The organism is Streptomyces sp. NPDC088747, assembly GCF_044751025.1.
Taxonomy (GTDB): domain Bacteria; phylum Actinomycetota; class Actinomycetes; order Streptomycetales; family Streptomycetaceae; genus Streptomyces.
The window spans coordinates 17,616-36,213 of the sequence record NZ_JBIVKZ010000015.1; the positions used below are offsets into that span (position 1 = coordinate 17,616).

12 protein-coding genes and 1 pseudogene are annotated in these 18,598 nt (G+C 71.4%); 7 read left to right on the forward strand and 6 right to left on the reverse strand.

Features of this window, described 5'->3' with window-relative positions; translation table 11 throughout:
• The first annotated feature begins 2 nt into the window (after positions 1-2).
• A complete protein-coding gene (locus tag ACIP79_RS30085; RefSeq protein WP_401228167.1) occupies positions 3-1,334 on the forward strand; it encodes a TIR-like protein FxsC in 1,332 nt (443 codons plus the stop codon).
• On the forward strand, positions 1,331-5,272 hold the full coding sequence (gene fxsT, locus ACIP79_RS30090) for an FxSxx-COOH system tetratricopeptide repeat protein (protein ID WP_401228169.1): 3,942 nt from the start codon (positions 1,331-1,333) through the stop codon (positions 5,270-5,272). Before ACIP79_RS30085 ends, fxsT begins: the two co-directional genes overlap by 4 nt.
• Before the next feature lie 362 nt (positions 5,273-5,634).
• Here the strand turns inward: fxsT and ACIP79_RS30095 are convergent, their stop codons facing one another.
• Positions 5,635-6,510, reverse strand: a complete 876-nt coding sequence (locus tag ACIP79_RS30095) for an alpha/beta fold hydrolase (protein ID WP_383680350.1) — start codon at positions 6,508-6,510, stop codon at positions 5,635-5,637.
• A 194-nt stretch (positions 6,511-6,704) separates the two neighbouring features.
• Here ACIP79_RS30095 and ACIP79_RS30100 point away from each other — a divergent pair, with 194 nt between their 5' ends.
• Together ACIP79_RS30100 and ACIP79_RS30105 are read left to right on the forward strand one after the other, a co-directional pair.
• Positions 6,705-8,204: a serine/threonine-protein kinase gene (locus tag ACIP79_RS30100; RefSeq protein WP_401228171.1), complete on the forward strand. Its 1,500-nt coding sequence runs from the start codon at positions 6,705-6,707 to the stop codon at positions 8,202-8,204.
• Positions 8,205-8,468: 264 nt separating this feature from the next.
• A pseudogene (locus tag ACIP79_RS30105) lies at positions 8,469-9,242 on the forward strand (helix-turn-helix transcriptional regulator); the annotation flags it as partial.
• A gap of 90 nt (positions 9,243-9,332) precedes the next feature.
• Here the strand turns inward: ACIP79_RS30105 and ACIP79_RS30110 are convergent.
• Genes ACIP79_RS30110 through ACIP79_RS30120 form a run of 3 tightly spaced genes read right to left on the reverse strand, consistent with a single transcriptional unit; the run spans position 9,333 to position 12,914 of the window.
• A complete protein-coding gene (locus ACIP79_RS30110) occupies positions 9,333-10,904 on the reverse strand; it encodes an FAD-binding oxidoreductase (protein WP_401228173.1) in 1,572 nt (523 codons plus the stop codon).
• Positions 10,897-12,165, reverse strand: coding sequence for an MFS transporter (locus ACIP79_RS30115; protein ID WP_401228174.1), 1,269 nt, complete (start codon positions 12,163-12,165; stop codon positions 10,897-10,899). The genes ACIP79_RS30110 and ACIP79_RS30115 overlap by 8 nt, the downstream gene beginning before the upstream one ends.
• Positions 12,162-12,914 carry an SDR family oxidoreductase gene (locus ACIP79_RS30120; RefSeq protein ID WP_401228176.1) on the reverse strand — a complete coding sequence of 251 codons (753 nt, stop codon included), beginning with the start codon at positions 12,912-12,914 and terminating at the stop codon, positions 12,162-12,164. The genes ACIP79_RS30115 and ACIP79_RS30120 overlap by 4 nt, the downstream gene beginning before the upstream one ends.
• Positions 12,915-13,181: 267 nt before the next feature.
• Between ACIP79_RS30120 and ACIP79_RS30125 the strand changes: the two genes are divergently transcribed.
• Genes ACIP79_RS30125 through ACIP79_RS30135 form a run of 3 tightly spaced genes read left to right on the forward strand, consistent with a single transcriptional unit; the run spans position 13,182 to position 15,455 of the window.
• On the forward strand, positions 13,182-14,246 hold the full coding sequence (locus ACIP79_RS30125) for a phosphotriesterase (protein ID WP_401228178.1): 1,065 nt from the start codon (positions 13,182-13,184) through the stop codon (positions 14,244-14,246).
• Entirely contained in the window at positions 14,236-14,577 is a 342-nt protein-coding gene (locus tag ACIP79_RS30130) for a cupin domain-containing protein (RefSeq protein WP_401228179.1), read from the forward strand. Before ACIP79_RS30125 ends, ACIP79_RS30130 begins: the two co-directional genes overlap by 11 nt.
• Positions 14,574-15,455, forward strand: coding sequence for an SDR family NAD(P)-dependent oxidoreductase (locus tag ACIP79_RS30135; protein ID WP_401228181.1), 882 nt, complete (start codon positions 14,574-14,576; stop codon positions 15,453-15,455). Before ACIP79_RS30130 ends, ACIP79_RS30135 begins: the two co-directional genes overlap by 4 nt.
• 69 nt (positions 15,456-15,524) lie before the next feature.
• Here ACIP79_RS30135 and ACIP79_RS30140 read toward each other — a convergent pair whose 3' ends face one another.
• Positions 15,525-16,523: an aldo/keto reductase gene (locus ACIP79_RS30140; protein WP_401228183.1), complete on the reverse strand. Its 999-nt coding sequence runs from the start codon at positions 16,521-16,523 to the stop codon at positions 15,525-15,527.
• Positions 16,520-18,454, reverse strand: a complete 1,935-nt coding sequence (locus tag ACIP79_RS30145) for an FAD-dependent monooxygenase (RefSeq protein ID WP_401228185.1) — start codon at positions 18,452-18,454, stop codon at positions 16,520-16,522. Before ACIP79_RS30145 ends, ACIP79_RS30140 begins: the two co-directional genes overlap by 4 nt.
• Positions 18,455-18,598 lie beyond the last annotated feature (144 nt).

The window sequence follows — 18,598 nt, forward strand, 5'->3', positions numbered from 1 at the left end:
GCGTGGAGATACCTGATCGGGACCTGGAACGGGAACGGGTTTCGGACAACAGGCCCTACTTCTTCCTGAGTTACGCCCACACACCGCCCTGGGGGCCGGGCGGCGGCGACCCCGACCACTGGGTGCAGGTGCTCTTCACGGATCTCTGCGACCACATCATGGCGCTCACCGACCTCCCGGCCGGCGCGCCCGCCGGATTCATGGACCGGGAGATGCGCTCGGGAGACGGCTGGCCGGAGAAACTCAGCGAGAATCTCGCCAACTGCCGGGTGTTCGTACCGCTGTTCTCACCCCGCTACTTCACGAGCGAGAGTTGCGGCCGGGAATGGTTCGCGTTCAACGAACGCATTCTGCGTGCGCGCGCCACCGGATCCGGCGCCATGGCCTCCATCGTGCCCGCCCTGTGGACGCATATCGATTACGCCCAACTCCCCGATTCCGTACGGCATATACACGTGAACCACGCCCAGTTCGGGGACCGGTACGCGGCCAACGGCATCTACGGGCTGATCAAGCTGAACCGGCTGCGTGACGAGTACGAGGAGACCGTGCTGGGGCTGGCCCAGCGGATCGTGCAGATCGCCCACGAGTCACCGTTGCCGTCCAGCAGGCCCCGCCCCTACGAGCGGACACCCAGCGCGTTCAAGCCACGCGGCGAGGGGCCGCGCCACATCCACCTGACCGTGGCGGCACCCACCCGGCACAGCATCCCCGACCACCGTGACATGCGTCCGTACGGCGAGGACGCCCAGGACTGGAACCCGTACCACTCGGAGTCGACCCGGCCGCTGCCCGCGCTCGCCGAGGAGCTGATCCGGTCGCTCGACTACCGGATCACGGTCTCCTCCTTCGACGACGAGGACCCCGGCGAGGACCCGGTGACCGACGACGCCGAAAAGGCGGCGCCCAGTCACCCCGGGATCCTGCTCATCGACCGCTGGGCGCTCAGCGACGAGGAACGGCGGCGCAGACTCAAGGCGTTCGACACCAACGCCCGCCCCTGGGTCAGCGCGATCGTCCCCTGGAACCGGGCCGACATCCAGTGCCACGGCGAGGAGGGACGGCAGCTGGCCGAGGAACTGGAGCGGACGCTGCCGGTGATCCTGGAGCGTGGCCGGCGTACCGACTCCCGGGTCGCCGTCAACGGCGTACCGACGCTCAAGTCCTTCACCGATGTGCTGCCGGCCGTCGTCGCGCACGCGACCCGGCAGTACCTCAAGCACGCCGAGGCCCACCCGCCCCCGGGCCCGTCGCTCCGCAGGCCCCGACTGACGGGCCCCACCCACTCGCCGCCGCAGCTCGACAGCGGATCCGATCACGGAGGAGAAGCATGACGGCCGTGCAGGACGGACGCATCATCACCTTCTACTCGTACAAGGGCGGCACGGGCCGCACGATGGCCCTGGCCAACACGGCGTGGATCCTCGCCGCCAACGGCAAACGCGTCCTGACCGTCGACTGGGACCTGGAGGCACCGGGGCTGCACCGCTTCTTCCATCCCTTTCTCCCCAACGCGCTCGCGGCCACCACCGGTGTCATCGACATCATCAGCGAGTACGCGTGGGCGGCGACCACCCAGACCCAGCGCTCCGGCCCCTGGCACCTGGACTACGCGCACGTGGAGCAGCATGCCGTCTCGCTCACCCCCGAGCGGCTCGGGCTGCGCTTCCAGGAGGGCGGTTCCCTCGACTTCCTCTCCGCCGGGCGCCAGGACCGCTCGTACTCCGCGACGGTCTCGTCCTTCGAGTGGGACAACTTCTACGAACGGCTGGGCGGCGGGCTGTTCTTCGACGCGCTGCGCGACGACATGAAGGCGTCCTACGACTACGTGCTGATCGACTCGCGCACCGGACTGTCCGACAGCGCCGACATCTGCACGATCCAGATGCCCGACGTGCTGGTGGACTGCTTCACGCTCAGCGACCAGTCGCTGGACGGCGCGGCGGCCGTGGCCCGCAGCGTCGAGGCCGGATACGGCAGGCGCAAGATCCGGGTGCTGCCCGTGCCGATGCGCATCGACGAGGGCGAGAAGGAGAAGGTCGACGCCGGACGGGCGCTGGCCCGGCTGAAGTTCGACGGGCTGCCCAAGGGGCTCGGCGGCGAGGAACTCGGCTCCGAGGACCTGACCGCGTACTGGGGCAACGTCGAGATCCCCTACCGCCCGTACTACGCCTACGAGGAGACGCTCGCCACCGTCGGCGACGAGAGCGGTATCGCCAACTCGCTGCTGTCCGCGTTCGAGCGGCTCACCGCGGTCATCTCGGACGGCGAGGTCACCTCGCTCCCCTCGGTGCCGGAGCCGGTGCGGCTGCGCTGCCGTGACGCGTTCCTGCGGCGCCGGCCGATGACGACCGCCGCGGACATCGTCATCGCGTACGCGGCGGAGAACCGCATGTGGGCCGACTGGGTCGAGTCGCTCCTCCAGCGAGCGGGCTGTCACGTCACCCCGCACGACATCTCCACCGGGCCCGTCGAGCACCTGAACACGTCCACGCGCACCCTCGTACTGCTGTCCAACGCCTTCAGGAAGTCCCGGTACGCCGACGCCGTCTGGCGCGCGCTCATCGAGTCCGGCGCGGGCGCCCCGGGGATGGCGGGCGCCCCGCTGGTCCCGCTGCGGGTCGACGAGGTCCGGCTGCCCGAGGCCTACCTCGACCACAACCCGGTCGACCTGCACCGGCTCGACGAGGGCCAGTGCGTCGCCGCGCTGCTGAGCACCCTGGAACTGCCGGGCCTGGTCTCCGACGACAGCGAGTCGGGGGCCCGCTTCCCCGGAATCGCCCCGGCGATCTGGAACGCGCCGCAGCGCAACAACACCTTCACGGGACGCAACGCCATCCTGGACCGGGTCCGCGACCAGATCGGCGGCGGCATGTCGATCGTGCTGCCGCAGCCGCAGGCGCTGTTCGGGCTCGGCGGAGTCGGCAAGACGCAGGTGGCGCTGGAGTACGTGCACCGGTTCATGGCCGACTACGACCTGGTGTGGTGGATCTCCGCCGAGGACACCGGCAACGTCGTCGCCTCGCTCGCCGACCTCGGGGCCCGCATCGGCGCGCCCAGCCGTGAGGACATCAACCTGGCCAGCCAGGAAGCCGTGCAGATGCTGGCCCGCGGGGCGCCCACCAAGCGCTGGATCCTGGTCTTCGACAACGCCGACGACCCCTCGCAGCTCACCCGCTACTTCCCCAAGGGAGGCGGCGGCCACATCCTCGTCACCTCGCGCAACCAGGCCTGGGCGCAGCAGGGGGTGTCGCTGCCCATCGACGTGTTCCTGCGCGAGGAGAGCGTGGAGCACCTCATCGGGCGCGCCTCGGGGCTCACCCCCGAGGAGGCCGACCAGGTGGCGAGCGCGGTCGGTGACCTGCCGCTCGCGGTGGAGCAGGCGGCGGCCTGGCTGGCCGAGACGGCGACGCCCATCAAGGACTACCTGCGTCAGCTGGCCGAGCAGACCACCGAGGTGCTGGACCTCAACCAGCCGCCGGACTACCCCAAGACGGTGGCCGCGACCTGGAACATCTCGATAGCGCGCCTGAAGGAGCGTTCCCCGGCGTCCGTACGGCTGTTGCAGCTGTGCGCCTTCCTGGCCGCCGAGCCGATCTCCTCCGACCTGCTCTACAGCAAGGAGATGATCGACGCCCTCAAGCCCTACGACGCCGCCCTCCAGGAGAGTCTGCTGCTCGGCCGGGTGATCCGTGAGATCGGCAGGTTCGCGCTGGCCAAGGTCGACCAGGTCAGCAACAGCATCCAGGTCCACCGGCTGGTGCAGGCCGTGATCCGCTCCCAGCTGACCGAGGAGGAGCAGCGGGAGGCCCGCCATGTGGTGCACACGGTGCTCGCGGGCTGCCGGCCCGACGGTGACGAGCCGATCGACGACCCGGAGAACTGGCCGAAGTTCGCGGTCATCTGGCCGCACCTGTCCGCCTCCGACGCCCGCAACTGCACGGACGCCGGCACCCGTCGTCTCCTCATCGACCGCGTCCGCTACTTCTGGAAGCGTGGGGATTTCCCGGGTGCCCAGCAGCGCGCCGAGGACCTCCTCGCGCACTGGAAGCCGATCCTCGGCGAGGACGACGTGCAGTACCTGTACCTGCGCTGCCAGCTCGGCAACGTACTGCGCTCGCAGGGGCTCTACGTCGAGGCCCGGGAGATCAACACCGAACTCCTGGAACGGCAGCAGCGGGTGCTCGGGCGCTCGCACCCCCACACGTACGTCACCATGTCCAGCCTCGCCAGCGACCTGGCGGCACTCGGCGTGTACGAGTCGGCGGTGGAGTTCGCCCGCGAGGCGCACGAGGGGTTCAGCCAGATCTTCCACGAGTCGCACCGCAGGACACTGAGCGCCGCCAACAACCTCGCGCTCGCGCTGCGCATGGTGGGCCGCTACGGCGAGGCACGCGTCCTGGACCAGGAGACGTTCGACCGCCGTACGGAGGTCCTCGGCAACGACCATCCGTACACGCTGGCCTCGGCGGGACGGCTGGGCCGTGACCTGCGGGAGGTCGGCCGGTACGCGGAGTCCGTGTCGCTTCTCTCCCGCGCCTACGAGTCCTACAAGCGCATCCTCGGCAAGGAGTTCCCCGGCACGCTGAGCTGTGCCAAGTCGCTGGCGGTGTCGCTGCGCAGGGCGGGCCAGTTCGAGGACGCCCGCCGCCTGACGACGGCGACGCGGGCGCAGTACCGGGCCCAGTACGACGCGCACACGCCCGACTCCCTGGCCTGCGACCTGAACATGGCGGCCGACCTGTTCGCCGCCGACGAGCGGGAGGCGGCGCGTGAGGTGGCCAAGGAGACGGTCGCCGAGTACATGAAGGTCCCGGGCGAGGCCCACCCGTACACCCAGGCCGCGCTGAACAACCTCGGGATATTCCACTGGGGCTGCGGGGACTCCGACCAGGCGGAGGCGGTGTTCCGGCAGGTCCTGCGCCGCATGGGCGAGGTGCTCGGCGAACAGCACCCGCACACGCTGTTCACCGGCGTCAACTACGCCAACGTGCTGGCCGACCAGGGCCGCCTCGACGAGGCCAGGAAACTGGAGGAGAACGCCGTGGTCACCCTCCGCAGGGTCCTCGGCGCCCACCACCCCGAAACCCTGGCCATAGTCACCAACTCCGCCCTGACCATGTCCGCGCTGGGCCGCAAGGAGGAGGCCCGCCGGATGGGCGAGGAGGCGCTGGGCGAGTTGCGCACGCTGCTCGGTGACGACAACGGGATGACGCGGATCGCGACCGCCGGGCGGCGCATCTACCGCGACCTGGAGCCGCTGGCGGTGTGAGGGGCGGTTCCGCGGTTCTACGGTCATCTGCGGGGGCCGGTCCACGGGGGCCAGTCCTGGCGGGGGTGGTCGGCCGCGGGGGCCGGTCCAAGCGGGGCCGGTCGGCCGCGGGGGCCGGTCCAAGCGGGGCCGGTCGGCCGCGGGCGCCAGTCCAAGCGGGGCCGGTCGGCCGCCGGAGCCGGTCCAAGCGGGGCCGGTCGGCCACGGGGAGCCAGCCCAAGCGAGGCCGGTCGGCCGCGGAGGCCAGCCCAAGCGAGGCCGGTCGGCCGCGGCGCCAGTCCTCTGCGGGGGCCGGTCCTACGCCGGGGCCGGTCAGCCGTGGGTATGACCTGCGCGGAGGGGCTGCGGGGCGGGCTGGCCGGTCAGTCGGACGGGTCCGAGAGGAGCCAGCCGAAGACCTTCGGCAGGGCCCGCAGCGCGGCGAAGTGGGCGCCGGTCGGTTCGAGCACGGCCGTCGCCCGGGGGATCCGCGCGGCCAGCCAGGACGAGTGGGACGCCGGCGAGAAGACGTCCTTGGCCCCGTGCCACAACATCACCGGGACCTGGATGTCCGCCGGGTCGAACCCCCAGTCCCCGGTCAGCGCGAGCGCGTCGTCGATCCACCCGTAGGGCGAATGGCGGAGCGCCTCACGGTAGTTGCGCAGCAGCATCGACCGGATGGTGTTGTCCGAGACGATCTGCCGGTCGTCGTCGGTGAGTTCGCGGCGCAGTTCCTCCAGCAGCCGCGCGGGGTCGCTGCGGATCGCCGCCGAGCGCGGGATCAGCCGGGCCACGAAACGCTCGGGGTCGGTGAAGGCGGTCTTGAACTCGTTGACGTTCGACGGTGCCATCCCCGCGAACCAGTCGAGCCCCTCCGCGTCCCGCGGCGCGAGCCCGACCAGCGCGGCGGCCCGGGTCACCCGGTCCGGCAGCAGCGCGGCACAGGCCAGCGCGTGCGGGGCGCCTCCGGAGCGGCCGGCCACCGCGAACCGGTCGATGCCGAGCGCGTCGGCGACGACGGCCACGTCCTGCGCGACATCGACGACGCGCCGCCCGGCCTTGCGGTCCGAACCGCCGTACCCGGGACGGTCGTAGCTGATGAGGCGCGTACCGCACTGGTAGAGGAACATGGGCCGCGGCCGGGGCCCGACCCGGCTGCCTGGCATGCCGTGCAGCAGGAACACCGGGCGCCCGTGCGGATCGCCCGAGATCTCGACCCGCAGAAGCCGGCCGTCCGGCGTCCGCACATGGTCATGCACAGCGCTCCCCCTCCCTCGGTCCGGACGGACCGGGACAAACGCTGCCCGGACCCTGCCCATGCGCTCTCACCACGAAACGGACGCACAGGTCAACACCGGCTCATTTTCCGGCCACTTGAAACCTGCGGGAAACCTTCGCGACCTGGCGGGCCTCGGTCACGCGGCCACCCCCGCACTGTTCTACTCTGACGCGCATGAACGCACCGGGGGATCTCATCGACGGACGGTTCGAGCTGGTGGAGCCGCTCGGGACCGGAGGGATGGGTACCGTGTGGCGGGCTCACGACACCGTGCTGCACCGCCACGTCGCCCTCAAGGCCGTGCGGCCGGACGCGGCGGCCTCCGAAGCGGTACGCGAGCGGGTGCTGCGGGAGGCCAGGGCGCTGGCCCGGCTCAACCACCCGAACGTCGTGACGGTCCATCACATCGTGGACGTGGAGCCCCATCCCTGGATCGTGATGGAGCTGGTGCCCGGCACGTCGCTCCAGGACAGACTCGACCAGGGATCCCTGACCCCGGTGGAGGCGGCCGGACTCGGCCGTCAGATGCTCTCCGCGCTCCACGCCGCGCACACCGCCGGCATCCGGCACCGCGACATCAAGCCGCCCAACATCCTGCTGCGCCCCGACGGCACCGCGGTCCTCACCGACTTCGGTATCGCGGCCCTGCACGACGCGACCTCGCTGACGATGACCGGCGAACTGATCGGCTCCCCCGAATACATGGCCCCGGAGCGGATCCGCGGCCACGGCGACGAACCGGCGTCCGACCTCTGGTCCCTCGGCCTCGTCCTGTACGTCTGTGTGGAGGGCGTCAGTCCGCTGCGCCGTGACACCGCACTGGGCACGCTGGCCGCGGTGCTCGACGATCCGGTGCCGCCCCCGCACCGCTCCGGTCCGCTCGCCCCCGTCCTGGAGTCCCTGCTCGTACGCGATCCGACGGCCCGCCCCGACGCGGCGCGGCTCGACTCGATGCTCGCCGAGGTCGAGTCGGGCAGGGCGGCGCGCTGGGATTCGCGGTCGTCGACGGCCGTCGCTCCCCGTCCGCCCGCGGATCACCCGCCCACCCTGCTGAACGCGCCCGGCCCGCCGCCGGACTCCGGGGCCCGGAAACGCGACCGGAACCGTACGAAGGTCGTCGTCGCCGTGGCCGCCGTACTGGCGCTGGCCGCCGGGACCGTGCTGGTCCTGAACCTGCGGGGCGACTCGGACGACGCCAAGAAGACCGCCGGGGGCGGGAGTTCGGGCTCGTCGGCGAGTGAGGTGTCGGCGCCTTCGTCGAGTTCGGCTCCGGAGCCGTCGCCGAGCGAGACGGGCGGCCCGACGGCGAGCCCGAGCGGATCGGCGAGTTCGGACGTTCCCGTGGCGGACCGCTGGATCGCCCAGCTCTTCTCCGAACCTGTCAGCTCCGGAACCGCCGCCCGCGACAAGCGCCTCGCCGCCGTCAGGGAGTCGGTGCCCGACGCGGCCTTCGTGCGCAGCGACGAGTACGCCTCACTGACCCCCGGCTACTGGGTGATCTACGCGCCGGGCCCCTTCACCGACGGCGCCGCCGCCCTGTCGTACTGCGCCGAGCACGGCAGAACCACCGGCAGCACCTGCATCGGCCGCTACCTGAGCAAGAGCCCGAACGACTTCGCCCTCCAGTGCCACCCCCCGGTAACAGCCCCGACGGGCCGCTGCACCCGCTCCTGACGGACGTAACCCCGGAGCGCTTAAAATCTCGTCTCACATCGCGGTCGTCTCCCGCGGCCGACGAGATGCCACAGGCGTCCCGAGCGTTAAAGCGGAGTTACCACGGACCGCGTCGAGTAAAAAACTCTAAAAGATTCCACCAAAGATGGAATGTTCGACGGAGTCCGACGTCGCCTCTCGCTTCCCACAAGCGTGGTTGCGGCATGTATGTTTGGAGCAATCCGCCGTACCCGGCGGGCAACATGATGCCAGGGGGAGTGCACCATGCTGGTTACCGAACGGCAACGGAAAGAACTCGCCTCCTTTCTTCGAAACAGGCGCGAACGCCTCACACCAGAGGCCGTCGGAATCAAGAATTCCTATGGCCGACGGCGCACCCCGGGTCTGCGCAGGGAGGAACTCGCCCAGCTCGCAGGCGTGAGCGTGACGTGGTACACGTGGCTCGAACAGGCCCGCAGGATCCGGGTGTCGAGCCAGGTTCTGAGCGGACTCGCACGGGCGCTGCGGCTCGACACGACAGAGACCGGGCACCTGTTCCGGCTGGCCGGTGAACTGCCGCCCGCCGTACAGGCCCCGCGCTCCCGGGAAAACATTCCGGCGCAATATCTGACGTTCCTCGAATTCCAGGACCCACTGCCCGCCTTCATCGTCAATCACCGCTTCGACGTGCTGGCGTGGAATCATGGGTTCTGCGCACTGTTCCCCTATTTCGAATCGCTGGAACAGAGCCGTCGCAACACCCTTGTGATGATGTTCGACGAACGGGCCCGTGAAATGCACCCGAACTGGGAACAGGACGCGCTGGAGACAGCCGCACTGTTCCGCGCCCAGGCCGCCGACCAACTCGCCCAGCCCGAATACGCGAAGATGATCGACGACCTGCAGAACGAGTATCCGGAGTTCCGGGAACTGTGGGAACGTATCGATCTCGCCCCGCCCGTCCCTTCCGTACGGGTCTTCGACCATCCGACGCTCGGCCGGATCGAACTCGGTTACGTGAAGCTGCGTCTCTCCAGTGCGGACGCGACCCTGGTCGTCTACCAGCCCGTCCTGGACAGCCGCCTGCTCGCGCGCTTCCGCGATCTGGTCGAGGAGCGGATCAGGGTGCGGCTGCACTCGGCCGGGGGCTCAGTCGGACGCTCGTACCGACAGAGCGTGCCGGAAGACGTCCTGCGGGTCCCAGACGGCCTTCACCCGCTGGAGCCGGGGGTAATTCCCCTTGAAGTACAGCGCGTGCCAGGGAACTCCTGAGGTGTTCCAGCGCGGGTCGGCCAGGTCGACGTCCGGATAGTTGATGTACGACCCGTCGGTGCGTGCGCCGGAGACGGGCACCCCGCCCGTCTCCGCGTACAACTCCCTGTACAGCTCCCGGAGTCTGCGAATGTGCCGCTCGTCCTCGGCGGGATCGGTCCAGTACGTTCCGAGATAGCTCTTGAGGACCGAATCCCGCTGGGCGGCGACGGTCGCCGCCCAGTCCACGGCATTGACCTTCCTGCCGTAGGAGAACAGCACCACGGTCGTATGCCCGTCGTAGCCGGGGTCGGAGAGATACCGGAAGAGCAGCTCGGTCTCGGCGGCCGAATACGGCCGGCGCAGATAGGCGCCCTTGCTCTTGGAGCGCGTCAGCACCCCCCTGTTCTCCACGTCCCGCTGACTGACCCGAAGCCACGGCATCTCGCTGTGGGTCACCCGGCCGGTGGCCCGTACGCCATTGCCCACCGCCGCGACGTAGTCGTCAAGTCGCCTGCGTGCCATGGGAGTCGAGCCGTCGATCTGTGCGCTGAGGGTGACACGGCCGACCGCGCGCTGGTTGAGGTACAGCGCGCTGTAGAGGCTCTCGTACGCCGGGTCCGTACCGTCCTCCTCGCTGTGCCAGTCGCCGTGGTTGCGGACAAGCCTCGTGAAGTCCCCTTCGCCCAGTGACTCCCAGGGCCACTCGACGGAGACGAAGAGCGTCGTCTCCGGGGGCCGGGGCAGCAGATCACGCGGGGCGTCCGACTCCGCCTCCGAGGAACGGAACCAATAGCGTGTGACGACACCGAAGTTGCCGCCGCCCGCGCCGGTGTGCGCCCACCACAGGTCGTGATGGGGATCGGCGGGGTCCCGCGACGCCACCACGGTGCGCGCCTCGCCCGAGCCGTCGGCGACGACGACCTCCAGCGCCTCCAGATGGTCGACGATCAGCCCGTGCCGCCGGCACAGTGCGCCGAAGCCGCCGCCCTGGACGTAGCCGCCGAGCCCGACCGAGGGGCAGGTGCCGCCGGGCACGGCGACTCCCCAGTTCAGGTACAGGGAGCGGTAGACGGGGCCGAGCAGCGCCCCCGCGCCCATGCCGAAGGCACGGCGCTCCTCGTCGTAGCTGACGTCGTCCAGCTCCGACAGGTCGATGAGCGTGCGCACGGCCGGGTCGTCCACCAGACCCTCCAGTCCGTGACCGCCACCACGGACCGCCGGCCTGCACCCGTCGCGGACGGCGGCGGTGACCGCCCTGCGCACGTCCTCCGCGCCGCGCGGCACATGAACGCGGTCCGGGCTGCCGACGAAGCGCGTGTTGCGCGAGCGTGTGGTCAGGGAGGAGTAACGGGGGTCGGCACGGGTGATGGCGGGCACGCCCTGCGAGGGGACCCGCGGTGCGGCCGGCGTGGTGGCGACGGGGGTGGGGGTGGACGCGGGTATGCCAGGCAGGGATACGTCAGGCATCGGTGGCCGCAGCCGCCTTTCGTGAGGTCACGGCGCGGCGCACGGCCGCGTGGCCGAGGAGCAGAAGCAGCGCACACGCACCCGCGGCGCCACCGAGGAGGGCGGTGTCCGGCCAGCCGCCGTGCGCCCAGAGCGGGCCCGTCAGCGCGGAACCGGCGGCGCCGCCGAGGAAGTAGCAGGTCATGTAGACCGTGGTGACCCGGCTGCGCATCTCGTCGCCGACCTGGCCGAACACCGCCGTCTGGTTGGAGATGTGCGCCGCCTGGACCGCGAAGTCGATGAGGACGATCGCCGCGCCGAGCACGAGCAACGAGGAGGACAGGGCCGACACCACGGCGAACGAGACCGCGATGAGCGCGAACGCGGCCGCGCTGACGGCCCGTTGGCGCCCCCGGTCGGCGAACCTGCCCGCCAGATTGGCCCCGAGCGCACCGCCCGCGCCGAGCAGCCCCATCGCACCGATCGCCGCGGAGCCGTAGTGATAGGGGCCCTCGATCAGCCGGAGCGGCACCGCGGTCCACAGCACGGTGAACGCGGCGAAGCCCAGGGCGCCGTACAGACAGCGTTCCACGATCACCGGCCGGGTGCGGACGAGGGAGAACAGCGAGCCGATGAGCCGGGCGTAGCCGCGGGCGGTGAGGGGGGCCTGGGCGGGCTGCGCGGGCAGGATGCGGCGCAGGGTCGCGCACACCGCCAGCATCATGAACGCCGCACCCCAGAACACGGCGCGCCAGTCGAGGAGTTGGGCAACCACTCCGGCGAACGTCCGGCACAGCAGGGCGCCGAGGATGACCCCGGTCATCACCGTGCCCACCACCTGCCCGCGCCGTTCGGGCGGCGCCATCCCGGCGGCCTGCGGCACGATCACCATGGCGGCGACGCTGACCAGGCCGAGCAGGAAGAACAGCTGGCCGAGGAGGGCGCCGTGCGTCAACGGGATCACCGCGAGCACCACGGCGGCCGTGGTCACCAGGACGGTGAGGAGCCGTCTGCGGTCGACGGCGTCGCCGAGCGGCACCAGCGCGAACAGGCCGAGCGCGTAGCCGAACTGGGTGGCGGAGACGGCGGACGTGAGCGAGCCGGGGGTGCGGTGCAGCGAGGCCGCGAGTTCGGGCAGGATCGGCTGGAGGTAGTAGAGGTTCGCCACGCACAGACCGCAGGCGGCCGCGAGCAGCAGCACGGTGATCCGGCCGGCCCGCGGCCGCGGCGGTGCGGCGGGCCCCGCCAGGCCCGTCGCACCGCCGTGTGCCGCGTGGTTCACAGCGTGCCGCCGCCGTCGACGTGCAGCACCGCACCGGTCACGAAGGTGTTCTGGAGGAGGTGCAGCACCGAGGCCGCGATGTCGTCGGGCTGACCGATGCGGCCCACCGGCGTGCTCTGCGCGGTCTGCTCGAAGAGCCCGGCGCGGGCGTCCTCGGGCAGGAAGGACCACAGCGGGGTGTCGATCATGCCGCCGACGACGACGTTGACGCGCACCGGGGCGAGTTCGACGGCGAGGGAGCGGCCCATGCCCCCGATGCCGGCGTTGGCCGCGGCGGTCGCGCTCATGTCGGCGTACGACTTGAAGCCGGCCGCCCCGGCGATCAGGACGATCGAGCCCTCGCCGGAGATCTTCCGGCCGGCGTGCCGGACGCTCAGCAGCTGACCGACGATCTTGGTGTCGAGGGCGGCGCGCACGGCGTCGAGGGACACGTCGTAGACGGAGCCGACGGCCATGTCGCCGGGGCAGACGACGAGGTGGTCGAGGGAGTCGATGCCCGCGAAGAAGGCGCGCACGCTCTCCTCGTCGGTCACGTCGACCACACCGGTGGTCACGCCGTCGATCTCCTTGGCGGTCTGCTCCAGCTTTTCCTGCGAACGGGAGCCGACGACGACCTGCGCGCCGGCGGCGACGGCCTGGCGGGCCACCGCCCTGCCGATGCCGGACGAGCCGCCGATCACCACGACGCGGGCGTCGGCGAGCGAGGAGGCGGACACGGAGGAAGCGGGGGAAACGGGGGAAGCGGACAAGGTCGTCTCCTGGTCACGAGCTGTGGGGTGTCGGTCGGCCGGGGCAGAGGTGGAAGCCCGGCCACCGATGACGCTGTCAGCTCGCGCGAGGGTCAGGGAGGCGAGGATTCATGCTAGTTGGAACACCACCTGGTTAGGCCTTCGCGAGCGCGCCACCATGGGTTGTCGTCGGTCGCGACGGTTCGCCCGACGCGATGGCTGTCAGCTCGCCCGACGCCGCAATGGCCGTAGTTGCCGCAATGACTGTTATTTCCGAGGCGGTTCTCTGTGAGTACGGAAACTCCACTCCCGCACGATCCGATCCCGACGGCCCGCGGCCCGGTCGCCGCGGCAGAACTGGGCGTCACCCTCGCGCACGAACACCTCTTTGTGCTCAGCTCCGAATTCCAGTCGAACTTCCCGCATCTGTGGGACCCCGAGGCCGGAGTGCGTGCGGCCGTGGACCAGTTGGAGCAGGCCTACGCGGCGGGTGTGCGGACGCTGGTGGACATGACGGTGCTCGGCCAGGGCCGGGACATCGGTCTGGTGAGCGCGGTCGCCGAGCGCACCAGGGTGAACATCGTGCTCGCCACCGGCGTCTACAGCGTCGACGGCATCCCGCTGTTCGCCCGCTTCCGGGGTCCCGGCGCCGCCATCGAGGCCGAGGACCCGCTGATCGAGCTGCTGCTGCGCGACGTCACCACCGGCATCGCGGACAGCGGCGTACGGGCGGGCCTGGTGAAGTTCGCCTGCGAGCGCACCCCGCCGGACGGGGCCGCGCACCGGATGGCGGCCGTCGTCGCCGAGGTGCACCGGCAGACCGGTGTCCCCGTCGTCGTGCACGGCGACCCCTTCGAGGGCAACGGCGTCGCGCTGGTGCGGATCCTGGAGAAGGAGGGGGTGCCCGCGGGGTCGGTGGTGGTGGCGCACGCCGGGGACTCCGCGGACCTGGACGGGCTGCGCGCCCTCGCCGACACCGGCTGCGTGCTGGGCTACGACCGCTACGGCATGACGCCGTTCGCCCCCGACGAGCAGCGCAACGCCACCCTCGCGGCGCTCGTACGGGCTGGTCACACCGCCCAGTTGCTGATCTCGCAGGACCACGCGGTGCACATCGACTACCTGACGGCCGAACAGCGTGAACGGACGTATCCCGGCTGGAGCTATGTGCATCTCTTCGAGCGCGTCCTGCCGATGCTCCTGAAGGAGCCGGGCATCGACGACGAGACCGTACGCACTCTCCTCGTCGAAAATCCGCGGCGGCTGCTCTCCCGGATCGCCGCACCCCACCCCGCGGGCCACTCCACAGACCACCCCACGAGCCACTCCGCGGAGGCCGGCCATGCCGCTTGACCCCTGGCAGGAGCTGGGTTCCGATCTGCTCCTGGACGAGGAACACGTCAAGTGCTGGGTGGAGACCGTGCCGCCCGGCGAGCGGCGGCCCGCCCACACCCACCGTCATCCCTGGGTGACCGTCGTGCTCTCGGGGGCGCACGGTGAGTCCCTGGACGAGAACGGCGCGCTGATCAAGGCCGTGACGCTGGAGACGGGCCAGGTGGTGTACAACCGCGGCGAGTCGCTGCCCATGCGGCACTACGTCCACAACCTCTCCGACCGGACCCTCGTCATGGTCGCCATCGAACTCCGTACGCCCACGGCGCCGGAGGAAGGACCGAGTACATGAGCCGACACGAACGCCGGGCCGAGCGGAGCGGTGAGGGGCAGCCGCAGCCGAGCGCTCCCGCCCTCGTCACCGGAGCCACCTCCGGTCTCGGCCGGAGCCTCGCGCGGGCCCTCGCCGACCGTGGCTGGACCGTCCTGGTGCACGGCAGGGACGAGGGCAGGTGCGCCGAGGTCGTCGGCGAACTGCGGGCGGCCGGCGGCACGGCCTATCCGTACCTCGCGGACCTCTCCTCCCTTCAGGAGGCCCACGAACTCGGCAGGAGAGTGGCCGCGGAACATCCCTGCCTGGGGCTGCTCGTGAACAACGCGGGCGTCGGCGCGGGTCGCGACGCGCGCCGCCGCGAGGTGAGCCGCGACGGCTACGAACTCCGGCTCGCCGTCAACTACTTGGCGCCGGTGGTCCTCACCCGTGCGCTGCGGTCCCCGCTGCGGGCGGCGGGCACGGCACAGGTCCTCAACATCGGCTCGATCGGGCAGAGCCCCGTCGACCCGGACGACGTGCAGTTCACCCGCCGCTACGACGGCATGGAGGCGTACACACGCAGCAAGTTCGCACTCGCCGCCTTCACGTTCACCATCGCCGAGGAGTACGCGCGCGAGGGCATCCGGGTCAACTGCGTGCACCCCGCGAACTACATGGACACCACGATGGTCACCGAGGCCGGTGTACGCCCCTGGTCCACGGTGGCCGACGGGCTCGCCGCCGTGCTTCACGCCATCGACGACGGCGCGAGGGGGGCCGGCGGCCAGTACTACAACGAGAGCCGCCGGGCCGAGGCGCACCGTCTCGCCTACGGCGCCGACACCCAGCGGCGGCTCGCCGCACTCACCGACCGGCTGATCGCTCCGGCGGAGGGGACGGGCGGCACGGACTGGTGACGCGTGGCCACGGGTCAAGGGTGGGGCCCCGGGTGCGGACACACCCGGGGCCCCGCCCTTGACCATGCGTCAGTCTTCCTGGACCAGCGCCAGGAGATGGTCGGGGAAACGTTCGCCGGCGAAGGCGCCGACAGGGGCGATCTCGTCCACCCGGCCGAGGAGTTCGGGGGTCAGCGTGACGGCTCCGGCGGACGCGTTCTCACTCATGTGCGTACGCCGCTGGGCTCCCGGGATGGGCACGACGCCCTGCGCGACCAGCCAACCGAGGGCGAACTGAGCTGGTGAGCAGCCCAGTTGGGCAGCCAGTTCGCCGATCCTGGTGACCAGAGCCTGGTTGAAGCCGAGGTTGTCCTCGGAGAACCGGGGCAGACCGCGGCGCATGTCGTCCGCGGCCAGCTCGGTCCCGGAGATCTCCCCGGAGAGCAGCCCGCGGCTGAAGGGGCTGTAGGCGACGAACCCGATGCCGAGCTCACGCACGGTGGGCAGCACGGAGCGCTCGGGGTTGCGGCTCGCGAGGGAGTACTCGGTCTGCACCGCCGTGATCGGGTGTACGGCGTGCGCCGCGCGGATCGCCGCCGTACCCGCCTCGGAGAGGCCCAGGTATCGCACCTTTCCGGCCTCGACCAGCTCCGCCATGGCACCGACCGACTCCTCGACCGGCACGTCGGGGTCGACGCGGTGCAGGTAGTAGAGGTCGATGTGGTCGGTGCCCAGGCGCTTGAGGCTCGCGTCGACCGCCTCGTGGATGTGCCGGGGACTGGCGTCGACCCGCACACCGTCCGGGGTGCGGATGAGACCGCACTTGGTGGCGAGCGTGGCCCGGTCGCGGTGCCCGCCGGCCAGCGCACGACCGACGATCTCCTCGCTCAGGCCCGCCCCGTACATGTCCGCGGTGTCGAGGAAGTCCATCCCCCGGTCCAGGGCCCCGTGGATCGTCCGGACCGACTCCTCCTCGTCACTGTCTCCGTAGAACTCGGCCATGCCCATGCAACCGAGTCCGATCACGGACACCTCCAGGCGTCCGCCGAGCAGGACGCGGTCCAGGACGCGCGATGTGGTGGTGGTCATGCCTTCTCCTCGTGGGATACGGGGGGTACGGGCGGGATGGGGGTACGGGTGTCCGCGGGTGCGGTGGTGTCGCGGGGGTGCGGATGCGCGCGGGTGGTCCCGGGTGCGGGGGGCACGCCGGTGGTCCCGGGTGCGGGGGGCACGCTGACGTCGCCGGGCACTGGAGGCACGCCGGCGGCCCCAGGCGCCGCGGTCACGCCGGCGGCCCCAGGCGCCGCGGGCTCGCTGACGTCGCCGGGTACTGGAGGCACGCCGGTGATCCCGGGCGCCACGGGCACGCCGGTGGCCCCAGGCGCCGCGGGCACGCTGACGTCGCCGGGCACTGGAGGCACGCCGGCGGCCCCGGAGAGCGCGGGCGAACTGGTAGCCCCGGACGCGGCGGGCGCGCTGATGTCGCCAGGCGTCCGAGGCCCGCTTTCGGCCCCGGATACCGCAGGCACACCGGCGGCCCCGGACGCCGCAAGCACACTGTCGCCCTCGGATGCCGCAGCCAGCAGCCGCTCCAAGCGGCGCAGGGCGTCCGGGTCGGTGAGGGCGGCGGCAGCGGCGACGACGCCGTCCGGGCGCACGAGCACCACACCGGGACGGCGGACGCCGAGGGCGCGGGCGGTCCGGGTGTCCAAGTGGGCGCGGGCGGGCACGTCCCGCTCGGGGAAGGGGCGGCGACCCGCGAGGGCGAGCAGCACATGGTGCCCGTCGCGCAGCAGGTCGTGGGTGCGGCCGCCGCCCGGGAGGGGAATGTCCGGCAGCCGCGTTCCAGGGCCGAGCCGGCCGAGCGAGGGCCCCTCGGCGGGGTAGCGCAGGTCCATCTGAGCGAGACGGGAGGGCAGGACGCGGTCGAGGACACCGCTGCGCTCCGCGGCCGACGCCGCGACGTCGCGGGCCCGTGCACGCCAGCCGCTCCAGGTCCACAGGCGGGTCTGCCGGTCGGTGTCGTCGACCACGGCGCGAGCGACATGCCCGCGTTCCCGCTCCCACTCCCCGAGCGCGGTCTCCGGCAGCCTGCCCCGAATCACGCCGGCGAGACGCCAGGCCGCTTCGTGCGCGTCCTGGATGCTGGTGTTCAGGCCCTGGCCGCCGGCCGGGCTGTGCACATGCGCGGCGTCACCGGCCAGCAGCACTCGCCCGTCGCGGAACCGGTCCGCCACCCTGCGGTGGACCTGGAAGTGGCCCGCGCCGTTGACGGAGGCCAACTCCAGGGGAACAGGGCTGCGTTCGGCCGCGATGGCGCGCACCGTCTCCTCGACGTCCTCCGGTCCCGCCCCGTCGGGCACGCTGCCGAAGACACGGACCCGGCCGCCGGGGAGTCCGACGACGACGAGTACGCCCGTGGGGCCCATGAAGTAGTGCGCCTCGGCGTGCGCGAGCGGCGTGTCCCACTCGCCGTCGACGAGGACGAACGACTGCGGGTACGTCGGCCCGTTGAAAGCGACGCCGAGCCGCTCGCGGACCGCGCTGTGCGCTCCGTCGCAGCCAAGCAGCCGGCCCGTACGGTGGAGGGTGCCCGACAGATCGGCGTCCACCCCGTCGGCGTCCTGGGTGAGGCCGGCCAGCCGGTGCCCGTACTCGACGTGGCCGCCCGCGCCGCGCAGCGCGTCGAGGAGCAGTCCCTCCGTCTCGTTCTGGGGGAGGGAGAGCGGAGTGCCGAAGCGACTGCCCTTCAGGCCACGGAAGTTGATGCGGGCGACGCGACGGCCGCGGGAATAGTAGTTGGCGGCGACGACTGGAAGCGCCGCGTCGCGGATGCGGTCCTCCAGGCCGAGGCGGGCCATCACGTCCAGCGCGCGCGGCTGGAGGATGATCGCCTTCGCATGGGGGTTCCTACGGGCCGCGCGATCGACGATCCTGGTGTCGATACCGCGGCGGATCAGCTCGGTGGCCATCATCAGGCCGGTCGGCCCTGCGCCGACGACCAGTGCTTCGCTGTCCACGGTGATGCGTCACACCTCCTGCGTTCAGGGGGGAACAGGCATACGGGGTAGGGCGTGGGTGGTGCGCCGGGAAACCATGGTGCATGAACTCCAACAGGCCGACGTGGTGCGCCTGATACCCCTGAGCGCAGCACCACCCTGGGC